The sequence below is a fragment of the Dictyoglomus sp. NZ13-RE01 genome, assembly GCA_002878375.1.
Lineage (GTDB): Bacteria > Dictyoglomota > Dictyoglomia > Dictyoglomales > Dictyoglomaceae > NZ13-RE01.
The window spans coordinates 131,485-146,791 of sequence record NIRF01000003.1; the positions used below are offsets into that span (position 1 = coordinate 131,485).

Genomic DNA, 15,307 nt, shown 5'->3' on the forward strand with positions numbered 1-15,307 from the left:
AGTATTTTTATGATATAATATCCAAATAACACGTGTTAATTTAAGGAGGAGAAAAATGAGTAGCTTTGATGATAATATCTTTGGAAATTTGAAGGAAGTCCAATATCTATTAGAAAGGAGAAAAAAAGAGCTTAATAGGATAAATTTGTGGAAGATAATTCCCTCAGATCCCTCACCAAATGAGGATATTGAAATTTACTTTTCTATGGGATCTGATTCTTTTGAAGATAAGCTAACTCTCTATTACACTAAGGACGGTTCTGAGCCAAAAGATAGTGATGAGAAAATAAATCTATACTTAGATGAAATAATATGGGATGATACTTTATGGAACTTTATAAAAATCTATAAAGGAGTTATACCAGGACAAAAAGAAAATACAATTATAAGATATAAGGTTGAAAAGGATGATAATATTTACTCTTTCAGTGTTGACAATTTTTCACAACCAAACTGGATCGATGAAACTATAATCTATCATATTTTTGTTGATAGATTTGCAAAAGGAAAAGAACCAGTTCCTTATCAAGAAAATCTAAAAACTAAATGGGGTGGAGACTTAAAAGGAATTATTGAACATTTAGACTATATCGAAGATTTAGGAGTAAATGCACTGTGGCTTTCACCCATATTCAAAAGCCCATCTTATCATGGATATGACATCATCGACTATTTTGAAATAGATCCAATAAAAGGGACAAAAGAAGATCTAAAAATTTTAGTTGATAAAGCTTTTAATAAAGGGATTAGAATTTTCTTAGACTTTGTGCCAAACCATATGTCAATCCAAAATCCTATATTTCAAGAGGCTTTAGAAAATCCTAATAGTATGTATAGAAAATGGTTTATTTTTCAAGATGAATTGTACGAGACTTTTCCAGGAGCAAAATCAATGCCCAAAATAGACCTTAGATATAAAGAAGCAAGAGATTACATTATAGAAAGCGCCAAATACTGGATAAAAAATTTTAATATTTCCGGATATAGATTAGACTATGCTATAGGTCCTGTTTTAGATTTTTGGACGGATTATTGGTTTAAAATAAAGAATGAATTTCCAGACACCTTTCATTTTGGAGAGATTATCGATACTCCACAAAAATTAAAATCCTTTGAGGGCAAACTTGATGGAGCATTAGATTTCTTTTTATTCAGTATGATAAGAGAGTTTTTTATAGGTAGAAAGTGGAGACCAAATGAATTCAATGCAATTTTACTTACTAAAAGAGAATACTTTAATCCCAAATTTAAAATGGTCTCTTTTTTAGAGAATCATGACTCAAATAGATTCTTATGGGTAGCTAAAGATAAGAAAATACTAAAATTAGCAATTATTTTCCAATTTACTCAAAATGAAACACCGATAATCTATTATGGGACAGAAATCGGGTTAAATCAATATAGAGATATATTAGAAAATGGTAGAAGCCTGCATGAATACAATCGTCTTCCTATGATTTGGGATGAAGAAAAGCAAGATCTCGAATTATTCTCCTATTATAAAAAGATTGTAAATATTAGGAAAAATCATCCAAGCTTATATAAAGGAAAGTATGTTCCATTTTCTTCCCCAGTATTATCTTATTGGAAAACTTATGGTGAAGAAAAAATCCTTGTATTAATTAATCAAGAAGAAGTAGAAAAAGTAATTGAACTTCCAAAAAATATGATTTTTAAAAACTTATTAGATGAAAAAATCTACAAAGACATTATCTCTATTCCTTCAAAGGAGGGTTTGATTCTGAAGACAATAAATCTTTAAGCTTTACCAGTTCTACATCTTCAAAAAAGTTTTCTTTTTCTAATTCCTTCATAACATATATAGTTTTTGGTCTTACATGGCAGATTACTATTGCTCTACCTAACTTTTTTGCCAAATATTTAGCTTGTTGAAATCTATATCTTATCTTTTTCTCATCATTTTCATGGTCCAAAAATAAATTATTTTCTAAAAACTCTATGCCCTTTTCCTTAGCCAATTTCCTTCCCACACTTTTAGCAATTGTTTTACTATCTAAAAAGAATAGTCCCTTTTCCTTTAAAACATCGTAAAGATTGCTCATTGTTTCCTCATCTTGAGTTACTTTAGACCCCATATGATTATTAAGTCCCTCAATAGGAAATCCCTTAAAATATTCTAAACTTTTATCAATTACTTTTCTTATCTCCTCTTTACTCATTCCAGTCATTATTGGAGTAGAGATTAAATATTTAGCATCTTTGGGGTAACTTATAGATTCCATAGGCATGTGCATAATTACATACCAATTTTTCTTCTCTGCCTCTTTTGCTAATTCTAAAGCTTTTGAATTAGGAATTATTGCAATATTTAAAGTGTAAGTTAGGGAAAAAATAAGATCCGTCCAATAATTCTTTTCTACAAAGTCATCTACAACAATTGCTAATAAAGGCTTCTCATGCTTTTTTTGTATCTGAACATTCTTTTTAAAAGGAAAATATAAGTCAAAAATATCTAAATTAATACTATCATTATTCGGTAAGGTGTATATATAATCTACAGATACCTTATTATATTTTGTGGTCTTTTCAAGGTTATAATTTAATTTTCTTTCCTCTAAAAAGCTTAAAAGCTTATTTTTTTCATCTTCAAAGGTCCTTCCCAAATAAATCTCATACTTAACCCACGATACCTCATAATCATTTGTTTTCTTTACCCTTACAATCTTTTCATAATTTTTCACTTCATTATGATAATTAATTAAGAAATCTTCGAAGGCTTCGTCAGAATAAGCAACCTCAATCTTAGAAGGTACACTCTCTAGAACCTTATTATTTTCTTCTTTTGGTTGTTCTTTACAACCACCAACAAAAATTATAAATACGATTAATAAAAATATTATTTTCCAAATCTTTCTTTCCATAATTCTTTCACCCTTTCCTTGAATATCTTTTCCATACCTTCTTCAGAGGGCTGGTAAAATCGCTCTTTTACACCCTCAGGTAAATAATCCTGCTCTACAAAATGCCCAGGATAATCATGAGGATATTTATAATCCTTACCATATCCTAATTCTTCTGCTCCTCTAAAAGAGGGATTCCTTAGATGAATAGGGACTGGGGAAGGACCGTATTTTTTAAGATATTCATTAGCCTTATTTATTGCAATTACTGCACTATTACTTTTCGGAGAAAGTGCAAGATAAAGAGTTGCAGCAGATAGAGGAATTTGTGCCTCAGGCATTCCTATATATTCCACAGCAAAAGCAGCATACTGTGCAATTAGCATTGCCATGGGATCTGCCAAACCAATATCCTCCGCTGAATGGATAAGTAATCTTCTTGCTATAAATCTGGGATCCTCTCCGGAAAGGAGCATTCTTGAAAGCCAATAAATCGCAGCATCAGGATCAGAGCCCCTTATACTTTTTATAAAAGCGGATATAACATGATAGTGTTCATCTCCCTTTTGATCATATCTAAAAATTCTTTTTTGGGTTACTTCTTCTATAATCTTAAGATCAATCCTTATTATTCCATTATCATCAGGATTAGCGATAAAAGAGGCAAGTTCTAATGTGTTTAAAGCGACTCTGGCATCTCCACTGGCAAACCTTATTATTTCATCCTCCGCCTCTTTCTCCAATATTATATTTTGACCTCCTAAACCTCTTTCCTTATCAGATAGAGCTCTATGAATAATTTTCCTTATATCCTCAGAAGATAATGGTTTTAGCTCAACTAATCTGCAACGAGAAAGTAACGTAGAATTTAAAGTAAAAAATGGATTTTCAGTGGTAGCTCCTATAAGTACTATTAGCCCCTTTTCAATCCATGGAAGCAAAACATCCTGCTGTAACTTATTAAAATGATGAATCTCATCAAGAAATATAACTGTTGATTTCTTAAACATTTCTAAATTTCTTTTAGCTTTTTGTAAGGCATCCTTTAGTTCTGAAATTCCTACTATTGCAGCATTCAACTCAATAAAGTCCGCCTTTATGGATTGAGCTAATAAAAGAGAGAGAGTTGTCTTTCCTGTTCCTGGAGGTCCGTATATTATCAATGAGGGGAGATAACCCCTTTTAATAGCTTTTCTCAAAAAAGAATTTTCCCCAATAATCTCTTCAAGACCTACCAACTCTTCAAAACTTCTTGGTCTTATTCTATGAGCAAGAGGCTGAAACTTCTCTTCCTCTTTAAAAAACTTTCCCTGTTCCATTAGACTTTACTCTTCAAAAAATTTCTAAATATATATTGAAAGTTATTAACAAAATCACCTTTTGCTTGAAGTATAAAAAGATCATTATTAAAGGAATAAATTCCTTCCTTTTCCTTAACGGGTATATTGTTTTTATCCTTTGCGAATCTTTTATCTAATAAATCCTTCAAATTCTCAATAATATTTCTCTCCACCTTTAATGTTGTATCAATCAAAAAAATAGTAAGATTTGACCCTAAGACTTCCCTTCTTCTTAAAAATTCCCACAGATCTCTCAATCTTACATTGTTGGGAGGGCTTGTCTTGCACTCTATATAAACAAGATAATTTTCCAACAGGCTTAAAACATCAAAGTCTCCTCCACCAAAAATATCCAAAAGCTTTACTCCCCAAAAAGATGGTAATAAAAACTCCTTTCTCAATATACGAGATATAAACCATTCCAAGGTCTCACCAAAATTATCTACACCATACATAAAATAATACTTATTCTCATCTTTTTGCAAAATTCCCCAATCAACCAGTAATTCAAAATAATCTGAAATTTCATCCCAACTCCATCGAGTGAGTAGTAAATCTAAGTTTATCTCATTTTGATTTCTTACTTGAATAATATCACTAAGAAGTCTTCTAAATCTATAATGGAAAAGAAGATCATAATATTTTTCTAATACTTCATTATTTTTAATTCTCGGAAGTATCACCCTTTCTAAAGAACAACTCTCTGTTATACTATAACCTCTTAGTTTTAACGTTCTTATTAGTCTTAAATCTTCTAAGCTTTCTAAAAGGCTTTTTATATCCTCATTCTTTAACATTAATCTTCCTTATCTTCTAAAATATCAAAGATCTTTTCTATTATTTTCTCGTGTTTATGACCATTCTCATTTTTTACTTGAATAACCTTAACTTCGTTAGGGGAGAAAAATTCTCTTCCCCCTTCTTCAAATTCTACAATAACTTTATTCAAAGGGATATGATGGTCTACAATCACTCCTTCTCCTTGCGGGGTTTGTACAACAGCACCTTTTGGCGGTAAAGAGGCTTTTATCTCTTGATAAACATCATACTCATAAGCCAAGCAACACATTAATCTTCCACATACTCCAGAAATTTTAATGGGATTTAAAACTAATGATTGCTCCTTTGCCATCTTCACAGATATAGAGTTAAATTCAGGTAAAAATGAATGACAACAAACTTCTCTTCCACATATACCTATCGCACCCAAATATCTTACTTCATCTCTTACTCCTACTTGATGAAGTTCAATACGAGTTTTGTAATGATTTGCTAATTCTTTTACTAATTCCCTAAAATCAACTCTTTCCTCTGATGCAAAATGAAATGTTATTTTGCTATAATTAAAGGCTATTTCACAAGCAAGTATTTTTATTGGAAGCCCAAGCTCTTCTGCCTTCTTTTGAGCCAATATTACTCCTTCTTTCTCCTCCTCTCTATACCTCTTAATTTTTTCTAAATCTTCCTCGTTCGCCTTCCTAAGTATTGGTTTTAGAGGAGTTACAGGTTCAAAATTATCAGGAGGTATAAAAGGAGGTATTGCAACAGTACCCGCCTCTGTTCCTTGTACAGTTTTTACAATAACCCAATCGCCTGGCTTTAGATCAGCCTTCTTTGTAGAAAAATAATAAACCTTAAAACTCCTAAGTCTAACCCCTACTATATATAATGGTTCTTTCATGCTAACACCCCTGTTCTAATGAATAAAGTTTCTAAAGTTAAAAGTAAATTAGCATTATTTCTTATTCCTCTTATGGCATCCTGGGTGCTTCTAAAATTTCTTCTAAGCTTGTCCAAACTATAATCTTGAGATTTTCTTACTATTTCTCCAATAAAGTCTCTTTGAGTAATAAATTCCTCTTTTTGGAATAACTTCCAAAACAATAAATCTCTCCACCAAAACAATAGTAACTCAAGAAGTGGAAGAATGTTATCTACTTTCTTATCCTCCGCCAAAAAATCCACTAAGTCAAAAACTGGAAGTAATTCCTCCTTTTTCAACTGTGAAAGATATTTAAAAAATTCTTCTCTTCTATTCCAATTTTCTTCCTCTAACCAGTAAAATCCTTTTCCAGGACTTCCCTGAGCAAGGGCAATAATAATATCTAATTTTTCCTCAGGCACATTTTTAAATACCTGTCTTAATTCATCATTGTTAAGATATGTGAAGTTTATTATCTGACTTCGAGATATAATAGTTGGAAGAAGCATTTCAGGACGCCAAGCTAAAAGAATAAAGATAGTATAATAAGGTGGTTCCTCCAGAGACTTTAATAAAGCATTGGCAGATTCATTCCTCAATTGATGGGCTGAGTCTAATATAACAATTTTCCACTTACTCTGAAGTGGTTTTAGATAAATCTCCCTCCGCATTTCTCTTACCTGCTGTATCTTGTACCACATGCCATCCGGCTCATAATAAAGTAGATCTGGAAAATTAAAATTCTTTATTTCTCTGCAAGTAAGACATTCTCCGCATCCTTCCCCTGGTAAAACAGGACAATTCAATGCTTGAGCAAAAGAAATTGCAGCTTGCTTCTTTCCTACCCCCTCTGGTCCTACAAAGAGGTAGGTATTAACCAACCTATTTTCTTTTATACTTTTCCTTAATATACTTATTGCTAAATTCTGTCCTATAATCTCTTTAAAAGCCATTATATCTTCTCAAAATAGGAAACATCCATAACAAAAACTATGGCTCCACCCACCTTAATTTTTACAGGCATTGGCACACTTCTTAAAAGTTCTATGGAAGGAAGAGGAGGTATAATTATTTTTTCCCTCTCCTTACAGTTTTCTCTCAATATTTCTAAAACTTCTTCTAATCTTTCTTCTTCTATTACTGTAAGAAGAGTAATACTTGGTTCTTGCAAAAAACCCCCACTACTTTTGAAGAAGGTTAATGGGAGATTTTTTTCAATAAATATCTCCCTTACCTTCTTCCAATCTTCTCCTTGAATAATTGCAAAAACAAGTTTCATCTTCACACCTCATTAAATATTTTAGATATAATCTGAAAAATGTTTTTACTAATCTCTTTAGTTTCTCCTTCCGCCTTGACTATATAAACTCTATCTTTCTCCTCTTCAGCAATTTTCAAATAACCAATCCTTACTTTATTATAAAATTCCAAACCTTCTTTCTCAATTCTATCTAAATTTTTCTTTCTTTGAAGAGCTATATTAGGTTCAATATCAAGTAATATGGTTAAATGTGGTTTTAAACCAAAAGTAACTAAGTTATTTAATCTTTTTAATTCATCAATAGGAAGTCCTCTTCCATAACCTTGGTAAGCTATAGTCGAATCAATATACCTTTCACAAATAACAGTAAATCCTTCTTTCAGCCTCTCTTTTATTATCAAAGTATTCTCTAACCTGGCAGAAAGATATAGCAATGCTTCTGTCCAAGGGTGTATTTTCATATTTGAATCCAATAAGATATCCCTGATTTTTTCACCTATCTTACTTCCGCCAGGTTCTCTTGTTAGATAGACTATATGTCCTCTTTCTTCTAAATAGTCTTTAAGAAGTTTAGCTTGTGTGGTCTTTCCACACCCATCTAATCCTTCTAATGTGATAAATAAGTTTTTCATTATTAATTTAATAGGGGAAAATTTTTACTTTTCTATTTGGTTCTACTCCTACACTTTCAGACCTTAATCCATACTCCTGAATTAATTGATGTTGAAGTCTTCTTAAATAAGCCGGTTGTGGTGAAAGCTCATAAGGCTCTTCATGAGTTAAAACATACTCTATTCCTTCTCTTGCTTCCCTTAACGCCCTTTCTTCCTCTGCACTTCTCGATGTTCCTACTTTAAAATGCTCGCTCAGAAATCTCTCCATTTGAGTAACCGTATTGCTCCTTAAAACAGAAATGACCATATTTCTCTTTTCTGCTTCATTAATTAAATCTTTTGCTCTTTTTTGATGGGCTTTTAACAACAAAAGACAATTAGCATCAGAAAGATTCCTTACCACGTAAGCTGGAACATTTAAATTTCTTATGGCTTTCTCCAACTTATTTCTACTAATACCATATGGGAATATTTTCAAAATCTCAGGCTTCTTTCCTTCTAAGCTAACTTTCGCCTCTTCCTCAGGAGATTTTGTAGGAGGAACATATATTTTCTCTACCTTTCCCTCCGGAGTTCTTATTCTAATCTCAGGAGGTATCATATATCCTCTCAACATGGCATCTATAGTTTTTGCTACATCATGATGAATCGCCAATCTATCTCGTTCTTGTATTTCTATTACTATATCGAAAGTAGGAGGAGCTTTTCTTTCTAAAACAGTCTTTTGAGTACCTCTCCTTTTTGCTTCCTCATCACTTAAAGTAACTGCCTGAATTCCTCCTACAAGATCGGATAATGTAGGATTTAAAAGCAAGTTCTCCAAAGTTATTCCATGAGCGGTTCCTATAAGTTGGACTCCCCTCTCTGCAATGGTTCTTGCCGCTTTTGCCTCCAACTCTGTTCCAATCTCATCAATTACAATTACCTCAGGCATATGGTTTTCTACAGCTTCTATCATTACATCGTGTTGTTTAGCTGGATTTGGAACCTGCATTCTTCTTGCTCTTCCTATGGCTGGATGTGGAATATCTCCGTCTCCTCCAATCTCATTTGAGGTATCTATAATTATCACCCTTTTATTTAACTCATCTGCTAAAACCCTTGCAGTTTCTCTTAATAAGGTTGTCTTTCCTACCCCAGGTTTTCCAAGAAGCAATATATTTTTCCCAGTTTCTATTACATCTCTTATAATATCCACAGTACCTAAAACTGCTCTCCCCACTCTACAGGTCAATCCTATAATCCTACCATGTCTATTTTCAATAGCAGAAATTCTATGAAGGGTTCTTTCAATTCCAGCCCTTTTATCTCCACTAAATTCACCAACACGGGATAAAATATAGTTTATATCTTCCTCTGTTGTATACCTTCCATGAAAGATAACATTTTTCTTGTAAAATCTTGCTTCAACTTCTCTTCCCAGATCCAAAACAACCTCTATTAGGTCCTTTATATCAGGATCCTCTTCCAATCTTTTCTTAATATCCTCTGGAAATATAGCTAATAGTTTATCTAAATCATCTACAATTTGTTGTGTCAATTTTCTCATTACTCTCCTTTCAAACAAATAATTCCCCAGGAACCTGGTCCTATATGAGAAAGAATAGTACAACTAAAAGAAGCAAGGAATAATTCTAAAACATTAAACTTCTTCTTAACTTCTTCAGATATTTCTTTAACCTCTTCATAATTATCTGAATAAGCTAATGCTGTTATTACCGGTACATCTCCCACTCTCTCTTTCATAATTTCTAAAATTCTATCCTTTACCTTCTGTTTAGTTCTGACTCTCTCAACAGGTTCAATTATTCCGTTTTTTAACTCAAGAATGGGCTTTATTTGTAAAATACTACCCATCCATGCTTGTGCAGCTCCAATTCTTCCACCTCTATATAGATACTCCAAAGTATCTACTGTGAAAAGAACCTCTGTGTTATTTAACATTTTATTTGTAAAATCTAAGAGCTCTTTTAAAGACATCCCCTTCTCAATAGCTCTCACCATTTGAATAATTATTAAACCGAGAGCAAATTCAGTGATCTTCGAATCTATTATATAAATTTTTTCCTTATATTCAGGAAGAAGCTCTCTGGCAGAATTTGCAGAGCCAATCGTTCCACTCAAACCAGAAGATATATGTATTGAAATTACACCTTCTACATCGGGATACTTATTAAAAATGTCGGAATATGTTTGGTAAAATTCCTCCACCGATGGCTGGGATGTTTTTGGAAATATTCCTGTCTCCTTAATCTTTTTGAAAAACATATCAGGGAAAATATCTACACCATCCCTATAAACTTCATCCCCAAAAGCCACCTTCAATGGAACCACATAAATTCCATGTTCTTCCACATAATCCTTTGGTAACGCAGAAGTACTATCTGTAACAATTTTAATCATTTTTTCCCTCCAATTTATGTAGTCTCAGAAGTAGATGCTTCTGATGTAGCAGTCTCCTCAACTTCTCCTCTCTGAGGAGGTAAAATAGAAACTACAACCTCATCTACAGGCGTAAGGATCTTTACCTTTTCAGACACTTTAACATCTCCTATAGTAATAGAGTCACCTATATCCAAATCACTTATATCTACTTCAATATGAGGTGGAATATCTAAAGGAAGGGCTCTTACATAAACTTCAGTAATTCCATGCTGTAATACTCCACCCTTCTTCACTCCCACAGCTTCTCCAGTTAAAACAATTGGTACATAGGTATCAACAACCTCATCCAAACTTACTGCATGAAAATCAATATGTATGATTGAGGAAGTCAATGGATCTATCTGATAGCTCTGTAATAGTGCGGTTTCTACTCTTGTATTGCTATTATCCTCTATTGTGATCTTTAAAATGTGCTGTTCTGTTTCTGCTTTTCTACTAAAAAGTTTCTGAACTTCTTTTTTCTCAAGAACCAAAGGAATACTACCCTCTAAATGGGCTCCATAAAGTATGGCAGGTATTTTACCCTCTCTTCTATATTTTTTAGCCCATTCCTTACCTAATTTTTCTCTTTTACTTGCTTTAATTTCTAATATTTCCATATCCTATACCTCCTTCTAAGATTATTTCAGTCAAATAATGAACTTAAAGAATCATTATTAGATATTCGTCTAATCGCTTCTCCTAATAGATTACCAACAGAGAGTACCTTTAATTTTGGCACTCTTTTCCATTCTTTTATTGGAATAGTATTTGTTACAACTAATTCCTTAATCTCAGACTTCTGCAATTCTTCAGGAGCATTATTTGTTAATATACCATGAGTTACTGCGGAATAAATATCCCTTGCTCCCCTCTCTCTCAAAAGCTTAGCAGCAGAAAATAAAGTATTTCCTGTAGTAACTATGTCATCACAAATTATAACATCCCTATCTTTTACATCTCCAATTATCTCTTCCACTTCCGCCACCTCTGGTGCAGGTCTCCTTTTATATATTATAGCTAATGGTGTGTGAAGTCTATTTGCTAATGATTTTGCCCTTGCAACACCACCAATATCAGGAGAAACAACTACAGGATCTTTTAGATCCATATCTTGAAAATATCTGGAAAATAAAGGTAATGCAGTAAGATTGTCCACAGGAATATCAAAAAATCCTTGAATCTGTCCAGCATGTAAATCCATTGTAACTACCCTTGAAGCCCCAGCTACGGTTAATAAATTTGCCACAAGTTTTGCTGAAATAGGCTCCCTTGACTTTGTTTTCCTATCCTGTCTTGCGTAAGCAAAATAAGGAATGACAGCAGTTACAGCACTTGCAGAGGCTCGTCTTAATGCATCAATTATGATTAATAGCTCCATAAAATATTCATTAACTGAAGTTCCCAAAGACTGAATTACATAAACCTCTGCCCCTCTAACACTCTTTACAATTCTTGCGTAAATCTCACCATCAGAGAATCTACGAATCTCAATCTCTCCCAATTCTACCCCTAAATAATCAGCCACTTCTTTAGCTAACTCAGGATTAGAAGTACCACTATAAAGAGCTAAACATTTAGGTCCCATTTCTTCTAATCTCCTTCTTCTTTAGATTTATTACATGATATAAAAGAATTAGGTCCAATCTCTACTTTTTCCCCAATAGTATAATTCTTAATGTATACATTATAGCCAACTACGCTCCCTTTTTTAATTATAATCCTTCCTAACATTACTGAGTTTGGGTAAATTATCACATCATTTTCTAATAGAACATCCTTTCCTATAGTCACCGTATCAGGAGAAATAATAGTAACACCCGCATCCATCCATTTTTCATTTATCTTGCCTGTAAAAACTTTATGTAAATTTGCTAATTCTTTTTGACTATTAACACCTAATACTTCCCAGTTTTCAACAGTCAAAGAATTTACTTTTTCCCCTCTTTTTAAAAGTAACGATAAAGCATCCGGAAGATAATATTCCTTTTGTGCATTATTATTATTTAAATAAGGCAAAACCTCCTTTAATTTATTCCAATCAAAAGCATAGATTGCAGTATTTATTTCTTTAATGTTCTTTTCTTCCAAAGTTGCATCCTTATCTTCTACAATTTTCACTATATTCCCCTTTTCATCCCTCACTATTCTGCCATAACCTGATGGATTATCAACTACAGTAGTCAAAATTGTACAAGCATTATTTTCCTTTTCATGAATAAGACATAATCTTTCCAAGGTTTCTTTTTTAATTAAAGGTACATCCCCTGGAAGAACCAAAATATTCCCATTAAATTCTTTTAAATATGGTAATAGCCTTTTTACAGCATCGCCAGTCCCTAAAGGTTCATCTTGTACGACAAAGTTAACATTAATCTTATCATACAAAACATTATATAATTTTGGGCTTATAACAATGTATATATTATTCGTAATTGAAGAAACTGCTTCAAATATGTAATAAAGAATGGGACGATCCACTAAAGGATGTAGAACCTTGGGGCGATCAGTCTTCATTCTTTTTCCTTGTCCTGCAGAAAGTATTGCTACTACCCAATCTTTCATAGGTTTCATATAAACTAAAATTGGCTGGGGAGGCTGGATTCGAACCAGCGAATGGCGGATCCAAAGTCCGCTGCCTTACCAGCTTGGCTACTCCCCAGTCCACATTCAATTATATCCTATAGTGAAAATTAGGTCAATAAATGTTAAAATTAAATACATCAGTATGAGGAAAATAAATAAAAAGAATTATAGGTTTTCAGAAATTACAAGGAGAATAAAAGAAAATTTAACTAAAAAAGTCTTTTCTGTTTCTTTTACTGCTTTTGCCATACTTAATCTTTTGATTCTATCCTTAGATCTACTCATATTTCCTCCTATAAAATTAGGTGATGTGGCAGTAAGGAATATAGAAGCCCCAAGAACATTAGTATATATTGATAAAGAAGAAACAGAGAGGATTAAAAATCTACTTTTATCTCAATTTAAACCCATTTATAAGATTGATCAAAATATTATTTTAAATATCCTTGATAGCTTAGACAAAATCCTTTCAGAACAAACAGGAATCAGTAGTGCTTCTAAAAAGTATTTATCTTCAATTAATAAGCAAAAATTGAACCTAATCCAAAGAAGAATAGAAGTGTGGTTATCCGATATTTATGCAAAAGGTATAACACAGGAAGACGTTATAAAAAAGAAAAGGGACTTTGCTAATTTTCTGAAGAAAGAATTTTCTTTTCCCAGCTATATTGCAGAGGAACTTTCTAATCTATTAATTACTCCAAATATGTTTATAGATGAAAAGGAGACAGAGGCTAAAAAGCAAGAATTATTAAGATCCATAAGACCAGTGGAGAAACTTATATCAAAGGGAGACATTATAATAAAAAAGGGAGATATTGTTGATGATAAAAAATATAAAATCCTTGAAGCCTTTGGTCTAACAACTTCAATCAGAAATATACTAAAATTGATAAGCTTATTCGGATTAGTTTTGATCTTACAAATTTTTCAAAAATTATTTTTGCCTAAATTTATCCAGGATTTAGATATTAATACTTTCCTTTTGTCCCAGTTTCTCTTTTCTTTAGGTCTATTTTTAATTAAACTTTTCTCTATATTTGCCACATATATAACCCCCATCTCTACTGTATTTATGCTATCTATGTCTTTTCTAAACGTTTCTTATACTATATTCCTTGGAACACAACTTTCTGTAATATTTGGTTTATTAACCTCATCATTATCTTTTTCTGTTTTATCTTTAATTAATCTTCTCACAATAAGCTATTTTTTAAGGGAAATTGAAGACAGAATAAGATTTTTCACTATATCTTTATACTTAGTTTTGGGCAATATCCTGATAGTTTTATTCAATAATTATATAATAGGTGAATATATTCAACTCTCCGATATCATAAATATTATCATTAATCCTATTTTATCTTCCATCCTTACAGTAGGCATAATACCGTTCATAGAGAGCATATTCCGATTAGCTACTCCTATAAGGTTATTAGAGCTCTCTAACCCAAACCATCCTTTGTTACATAAACTTTTTATTGAAGCCCCTGGAACCTATTATCACAGTTTAATTGTAGCAAACTTAGCGGAAAGAGCTGCAGAAGAGATCGGTGCAAACTTATATCTTGTTAGAACTGCATCCTTATACCATGATATTGGAAAGATAAAAAGACCTCAATACTTTATAGAAAATTTAATGCCAAATGAAGAAAATCCTCATAATTATCTTAGTCCATATATAAGTGCATTAATAATAAAAAATCATCCAAGAGATGGAGTAAAAATTGCAAGCGGGTATAAATTTCCAAAGAATATATTAGATATTATTGAGCAACATCATGGAACAAGTGTAATCACTTATTTTTATAATAAACAGGCAGAACAAGAGAATAAATGTCTATGTGAAGAAGATTTTAGATATCCAGGTCCAAAACCAAAATCTAAAGAGGCTGCAATTGTCATGTTAGCAGATAGCATAGAAGCTGCAACAAGAAATATATCCAGTGATTTTACCCCCGAATTAATAGAAAAAATTGTGCGAAGAATTATCAGCGAAAAAATAAACGATGGACAGTTGGAAAATACTAATCTAACATTGAAAGAGTTAGAAAAGATCTCACAGGCATTTATTAAAAGCATAATCAGAATGAGACATAGAAGAATACCTTACCCTCATGAAATCAAAGTGGTAAAAAAATAGGGAGGAGGTTCTCTGGCGATGACCTACTCTCCCACCCCGTTGCCAGGGCAGTACCATCGGCGCTGGAGGGCTTAGCTTCCGTGTTCGGAATGGGAACGGGCGTTTCCCCTCCGCTCTAATCACCAGTAACCTCCTCCCTCCTTTCCTCTATAACTTCAATTAGACCTACCATAATAACCAGCCAGGCACCAAAGCCTCGGCATATTAGTACCGGTCGGCTTAACGCATTGCTGCGCTTCCACCTCCGGCCTATCTACCTCCTCTTCTCGGAGGTGCCTTACCGGGTTTTCCCCGTGGGAGACCTTATCTCGGAGTGGGCTTCGCGCTTAGATGCTTTCAGCGCTTATCCCGTACGGACTTGGCTACCCAGCTCCTG

Annotated in this window: 14 protein-coding genes, 1 tRNA gene and 2 rRNA genes; 2 read left to right on the plus strand and 15 right to left on the minus strand. The window is 32.9% G+C overall.

The window, feature by feature from the left end:
* Positions 1–55 precede the first annotated feature (55 nt).
* Positions 56–1,762, plus strand: coding sequence for a hypothetical protein (locus CBR30_04175; GenBank protein PMQ01869.1), 1,707 nt, complete (start codon positions 56–58; stop codon positions 1,760–1,762).
* Here CBR30_04175 and CBR30_04180 read toward each other — a convergent pair.
* From CBR30_04180 to CBR30_04240, 13 genes are all read right to left on the minus strand, one after another.
* Positions 1,716–2,882, minus strand: a complete 1,167-nt coding sequence (locus tag CBR30_04180; protein ID PMQ01870.1) for a hypothetical protein — start codon at positions 2,880–2,882, stop codon at positions 1,716–1,718. The genes CBR30_04175 and CBR30_04180 overlap by 47 nt on opposite strands.
* A complete protein-coding gene (locus CBR30_04185) occupies positions 2,858–4,180 on the minus strand; it encodes an AAA family ATPase (protein ID PMQ01871.1) in 1,323 nt (440 codons plus the stop codon). Before CBR30_04185 ends, CBR30_04180 begins: the two co-directional genes overlap by 25 nt.
* Positions 4,180–4,998 (minus strand): hypothetical protein, encoded by an 819-nt coding sequence (locus tag CBR30_04190; protein PMQ01872.1) that lies wholly within the window; start codon positions 4,996–4,998, stop codon positions 4,180–4,182. Before CBR30_04190 ends, CBR30_04185 begins: the two co-directional genes overlap by 1 nt.
* Complete coding sequence (locus tag CBR30_04195; protein PMQ01873.1) at positions 4,998–5,882, minus strand: stage 0 sporulation protein; 885 nt, start codon at positions 5,880–5,882, stop codon at positions 4,998–5,000. The genes CBR30_04190 and CBR30_04195 overlap by 1 nt, the downstream gene beginning before the upstream one ends.
* Positions 5,879–6,856, minus strand: a complete 978-nt coding sequence (gene holB, locus CBR30_04200; GenBank protein ID PMQ01874.1) for a DNA polymerase III subunit delta' — start codon at positions 6,854–6,856, stop codon at positions 5,879–5,881. The genes CBR30_04195 and holB overlap by 4 nt, the downstream gene beginning before the upstream one ends.
* The gene (locus CBR30_04205) at positions 6,856–7,182 is read right to left on the minus strand and encodes a hypothetical protein (protein PMQ01875.1); all 327 of its coding nucleotides are present in this window, start codon (positions 7,180–7,182) and stop codon (positions 6,856–6,858) included. The genes holB and CBR30_04205 overlap by 1 nt, the downstream gene beginning before the upstream one ends.
* Before the next feature lie 2 nt (positions 7,183–7,184).
* Entirely contained in the window at positions 7,185–7,799 is a 615-nt protein-coding gene (gene tmk / locus CBR30_04210) for a dTMP kinase (GenBank protein PMQ01876.1), read from the minus strand.
* A gap of 4 nt (positions 7,800–7,803) precedes the next feature.
* Positions 7,804–9,327 (minus strand): single-stranded DNA-binding protein, encoded by a 1,524-nt coding sequence (locus CBR30_04215; GenBank protein PMQ01877.1) that lies wholly within the window; start codon positions 9,325–9,327, stop codon positions 7,804–7,806.
* Entirely contained in the window at positions 9,327–10,181 is an 855-nt protein-coding gene (locus CBR30_04220) for a fatty acid-binding protein DegV (GenBank protein ID PMQ01878.1), read from the minus strand. The genes CBR30_04215 and CBR30_04220 overlap by 1 nt, the downstream gene beginning before the upstream one ends.
* A gap of 14 nt (positions 10,182–10,195) precedes the next feature.
* Positions 10,196–10,822, minus strand: coding sequence for a 50S ribosomal protein L25/general stress protein Ctc (locus CBR30_04225; protein ID PMQ01879.1), 627 nt, complete (start codon positions 10,820–10,822; stop codon positions 10,196–10,198).
* A gap of 26 nt (positions 10,823–10,848) precedes the next feature.
* Positions 10,849–11,790 (minus strand): ribose-phosphate pyrophosphokinase, encoded by a 942-nt coding sequence (locus CBR30_04230; GenBank protein ID PMQ01880.1) that lies wholly within the window; start codon positions 11,788–11,790, stop codon positions 10,849–10,851.
* A 5-nt stretch (positions 11,791–11,795) separates the two neighbouring features.
* Positions 11,796–12,767, minus strand: a complete 972-nt coding sequence (locus CBR30_04235; protein ID PMQ01881.1) for a GcaD protein — start codon at positions 12,765–12,767, stop codon at positions 11,796–11,798.
* Between the two features lie 21 nt (positions 12,768–12,788).
* Positions 12,789–12,864 (minus strand) — tRNA-Gln (locus tag CBR30_04240).
* 66 nt (positions 12,865–12,930) lie between these two features.
* On the opposite strand from CBR30_04240, the gene CBR30_04245 reads away from it, so the two are divergent.
* Positions 12,931–14,931, plus strand: coding sequence for a phosphohydrolase (locus CBR30_04245; GenBank protein PMQ01882.1), 2,001 nt, complete (start codon positions 12,931–12,933; stop codon positions 14,929–14,931).
* Positions 14,932–14,941: 10 nt separating this feature from the next.
* Here CBR30_04245 and rrf read toward each other — a convergent pair.
* Together rrf and CBR30_04255 are read right to left on the minus strand one after the other, a co-directional pair.
* Positions 14,942–15,058, minus strand: a 5S ribosomal RNA gene (gene rrf / locus CBR30_04250).
* 58 nt (positions 15,059–15,116) lie between these two features.
* Positions 15,117–15,307, minus strand: a 23S ribosomal RNA gene (locus CBR30_04255); the annotation flags it as partial.

Excerpts from the sequence above, each read along its gene's own strand:
- CBR30_04205 (PMQ01875.1), bottom strand. The coding sequence starts at position 7,182 with ATGAAACTTGTTTTTGCAATTATTCAAGGAGAAGATTGGAAGAAGGTA.
- CBR30_04190 (PMQ01872.1), bottom strand. The coding sequence starts at position 4,998 with ATGTTAAAGAATGAGGATATAAAAAGCCTTTTAGAAAGCTTAGAAGAT.
- holB (PMQ01874.1), bottom strand. The coding sequence starts at position 6,856 with ATGGCTTTTAAAGAGATTATAGGACAGAATTTAGCAATAAGTATATTA.
- CBR30_04230 (PMQ01880.1), bottom strand. The coding sequence starts at position 11,790 with ATGGGACCTAAATGTTTAGCTCTTTATAGTGGTACTTCTAATCCTGAG.
- CBR30_04235 (PMQ01881.1), bottom strand. The coding sequence starts at position 12,767 with ATGAAAGATTGGGTAGTAGCAATACTTTCTGCAGGACAAGGAAAAAGA.
- CBR30_04225 (PMQ01879.1), bottom strand. The coding sequence starts at position 10,822 with ATGGAAATATTAGAAATTAAAGCAAGTAAAAGAGAAAAATTAGGTAAG.
- CBR30_04215 (PMQ01877.1), bottom strand. The coding sequence starts at position 9,327 with ATGAGAAAATTGACACAACAAATTGTAGATGATTTAGATAAACTATTA.
- CBR30_04220 (PMQ01878.1), bottom strand. The coding sequence starts at position 10,181 with ATGATTAAAATTGTTACAGATAGTACTTCTGCGTTACCAAAGGATTAT.
- CBR30_04195 (PMQ01873.1), bottom strand. The coding sequence starts at position 5,882 with ATGAAAGAACCATTATATATAGTAGGGGTTAGACTTAGGAGTTTTAAG.
- CBR30_04180 (PMQ01870.1), bottom strand. The coding sequence starts at position 2,882 with ATGGAAAGAAAGATTTGGAAAATAATATTTTTATTAATCGTATTTATA.
- CBR30_04245 (PMQ01882.1), top strand. The coding sequence starts at position 12,931 with ATGAGGAAAATAAATAAAAAGAATTATAGGTTTTCAGAAATTACAAGG.
- CBR30_04175 (PMQ01869.1), top strand. The coding sequence starts at position 56 with ATGAGTAGCTTTGATGATAATATCTTTGGAAATTTGAAGGAAGTCCAA.
- CBR30_04185 (PMQ01871.1), bottom strand. The coding sequence starts at position 4,180 with ATGGAACAGGGAAAGTTTTTTAAAGAGGAAGAGAAGTTTCAGCCTCTT.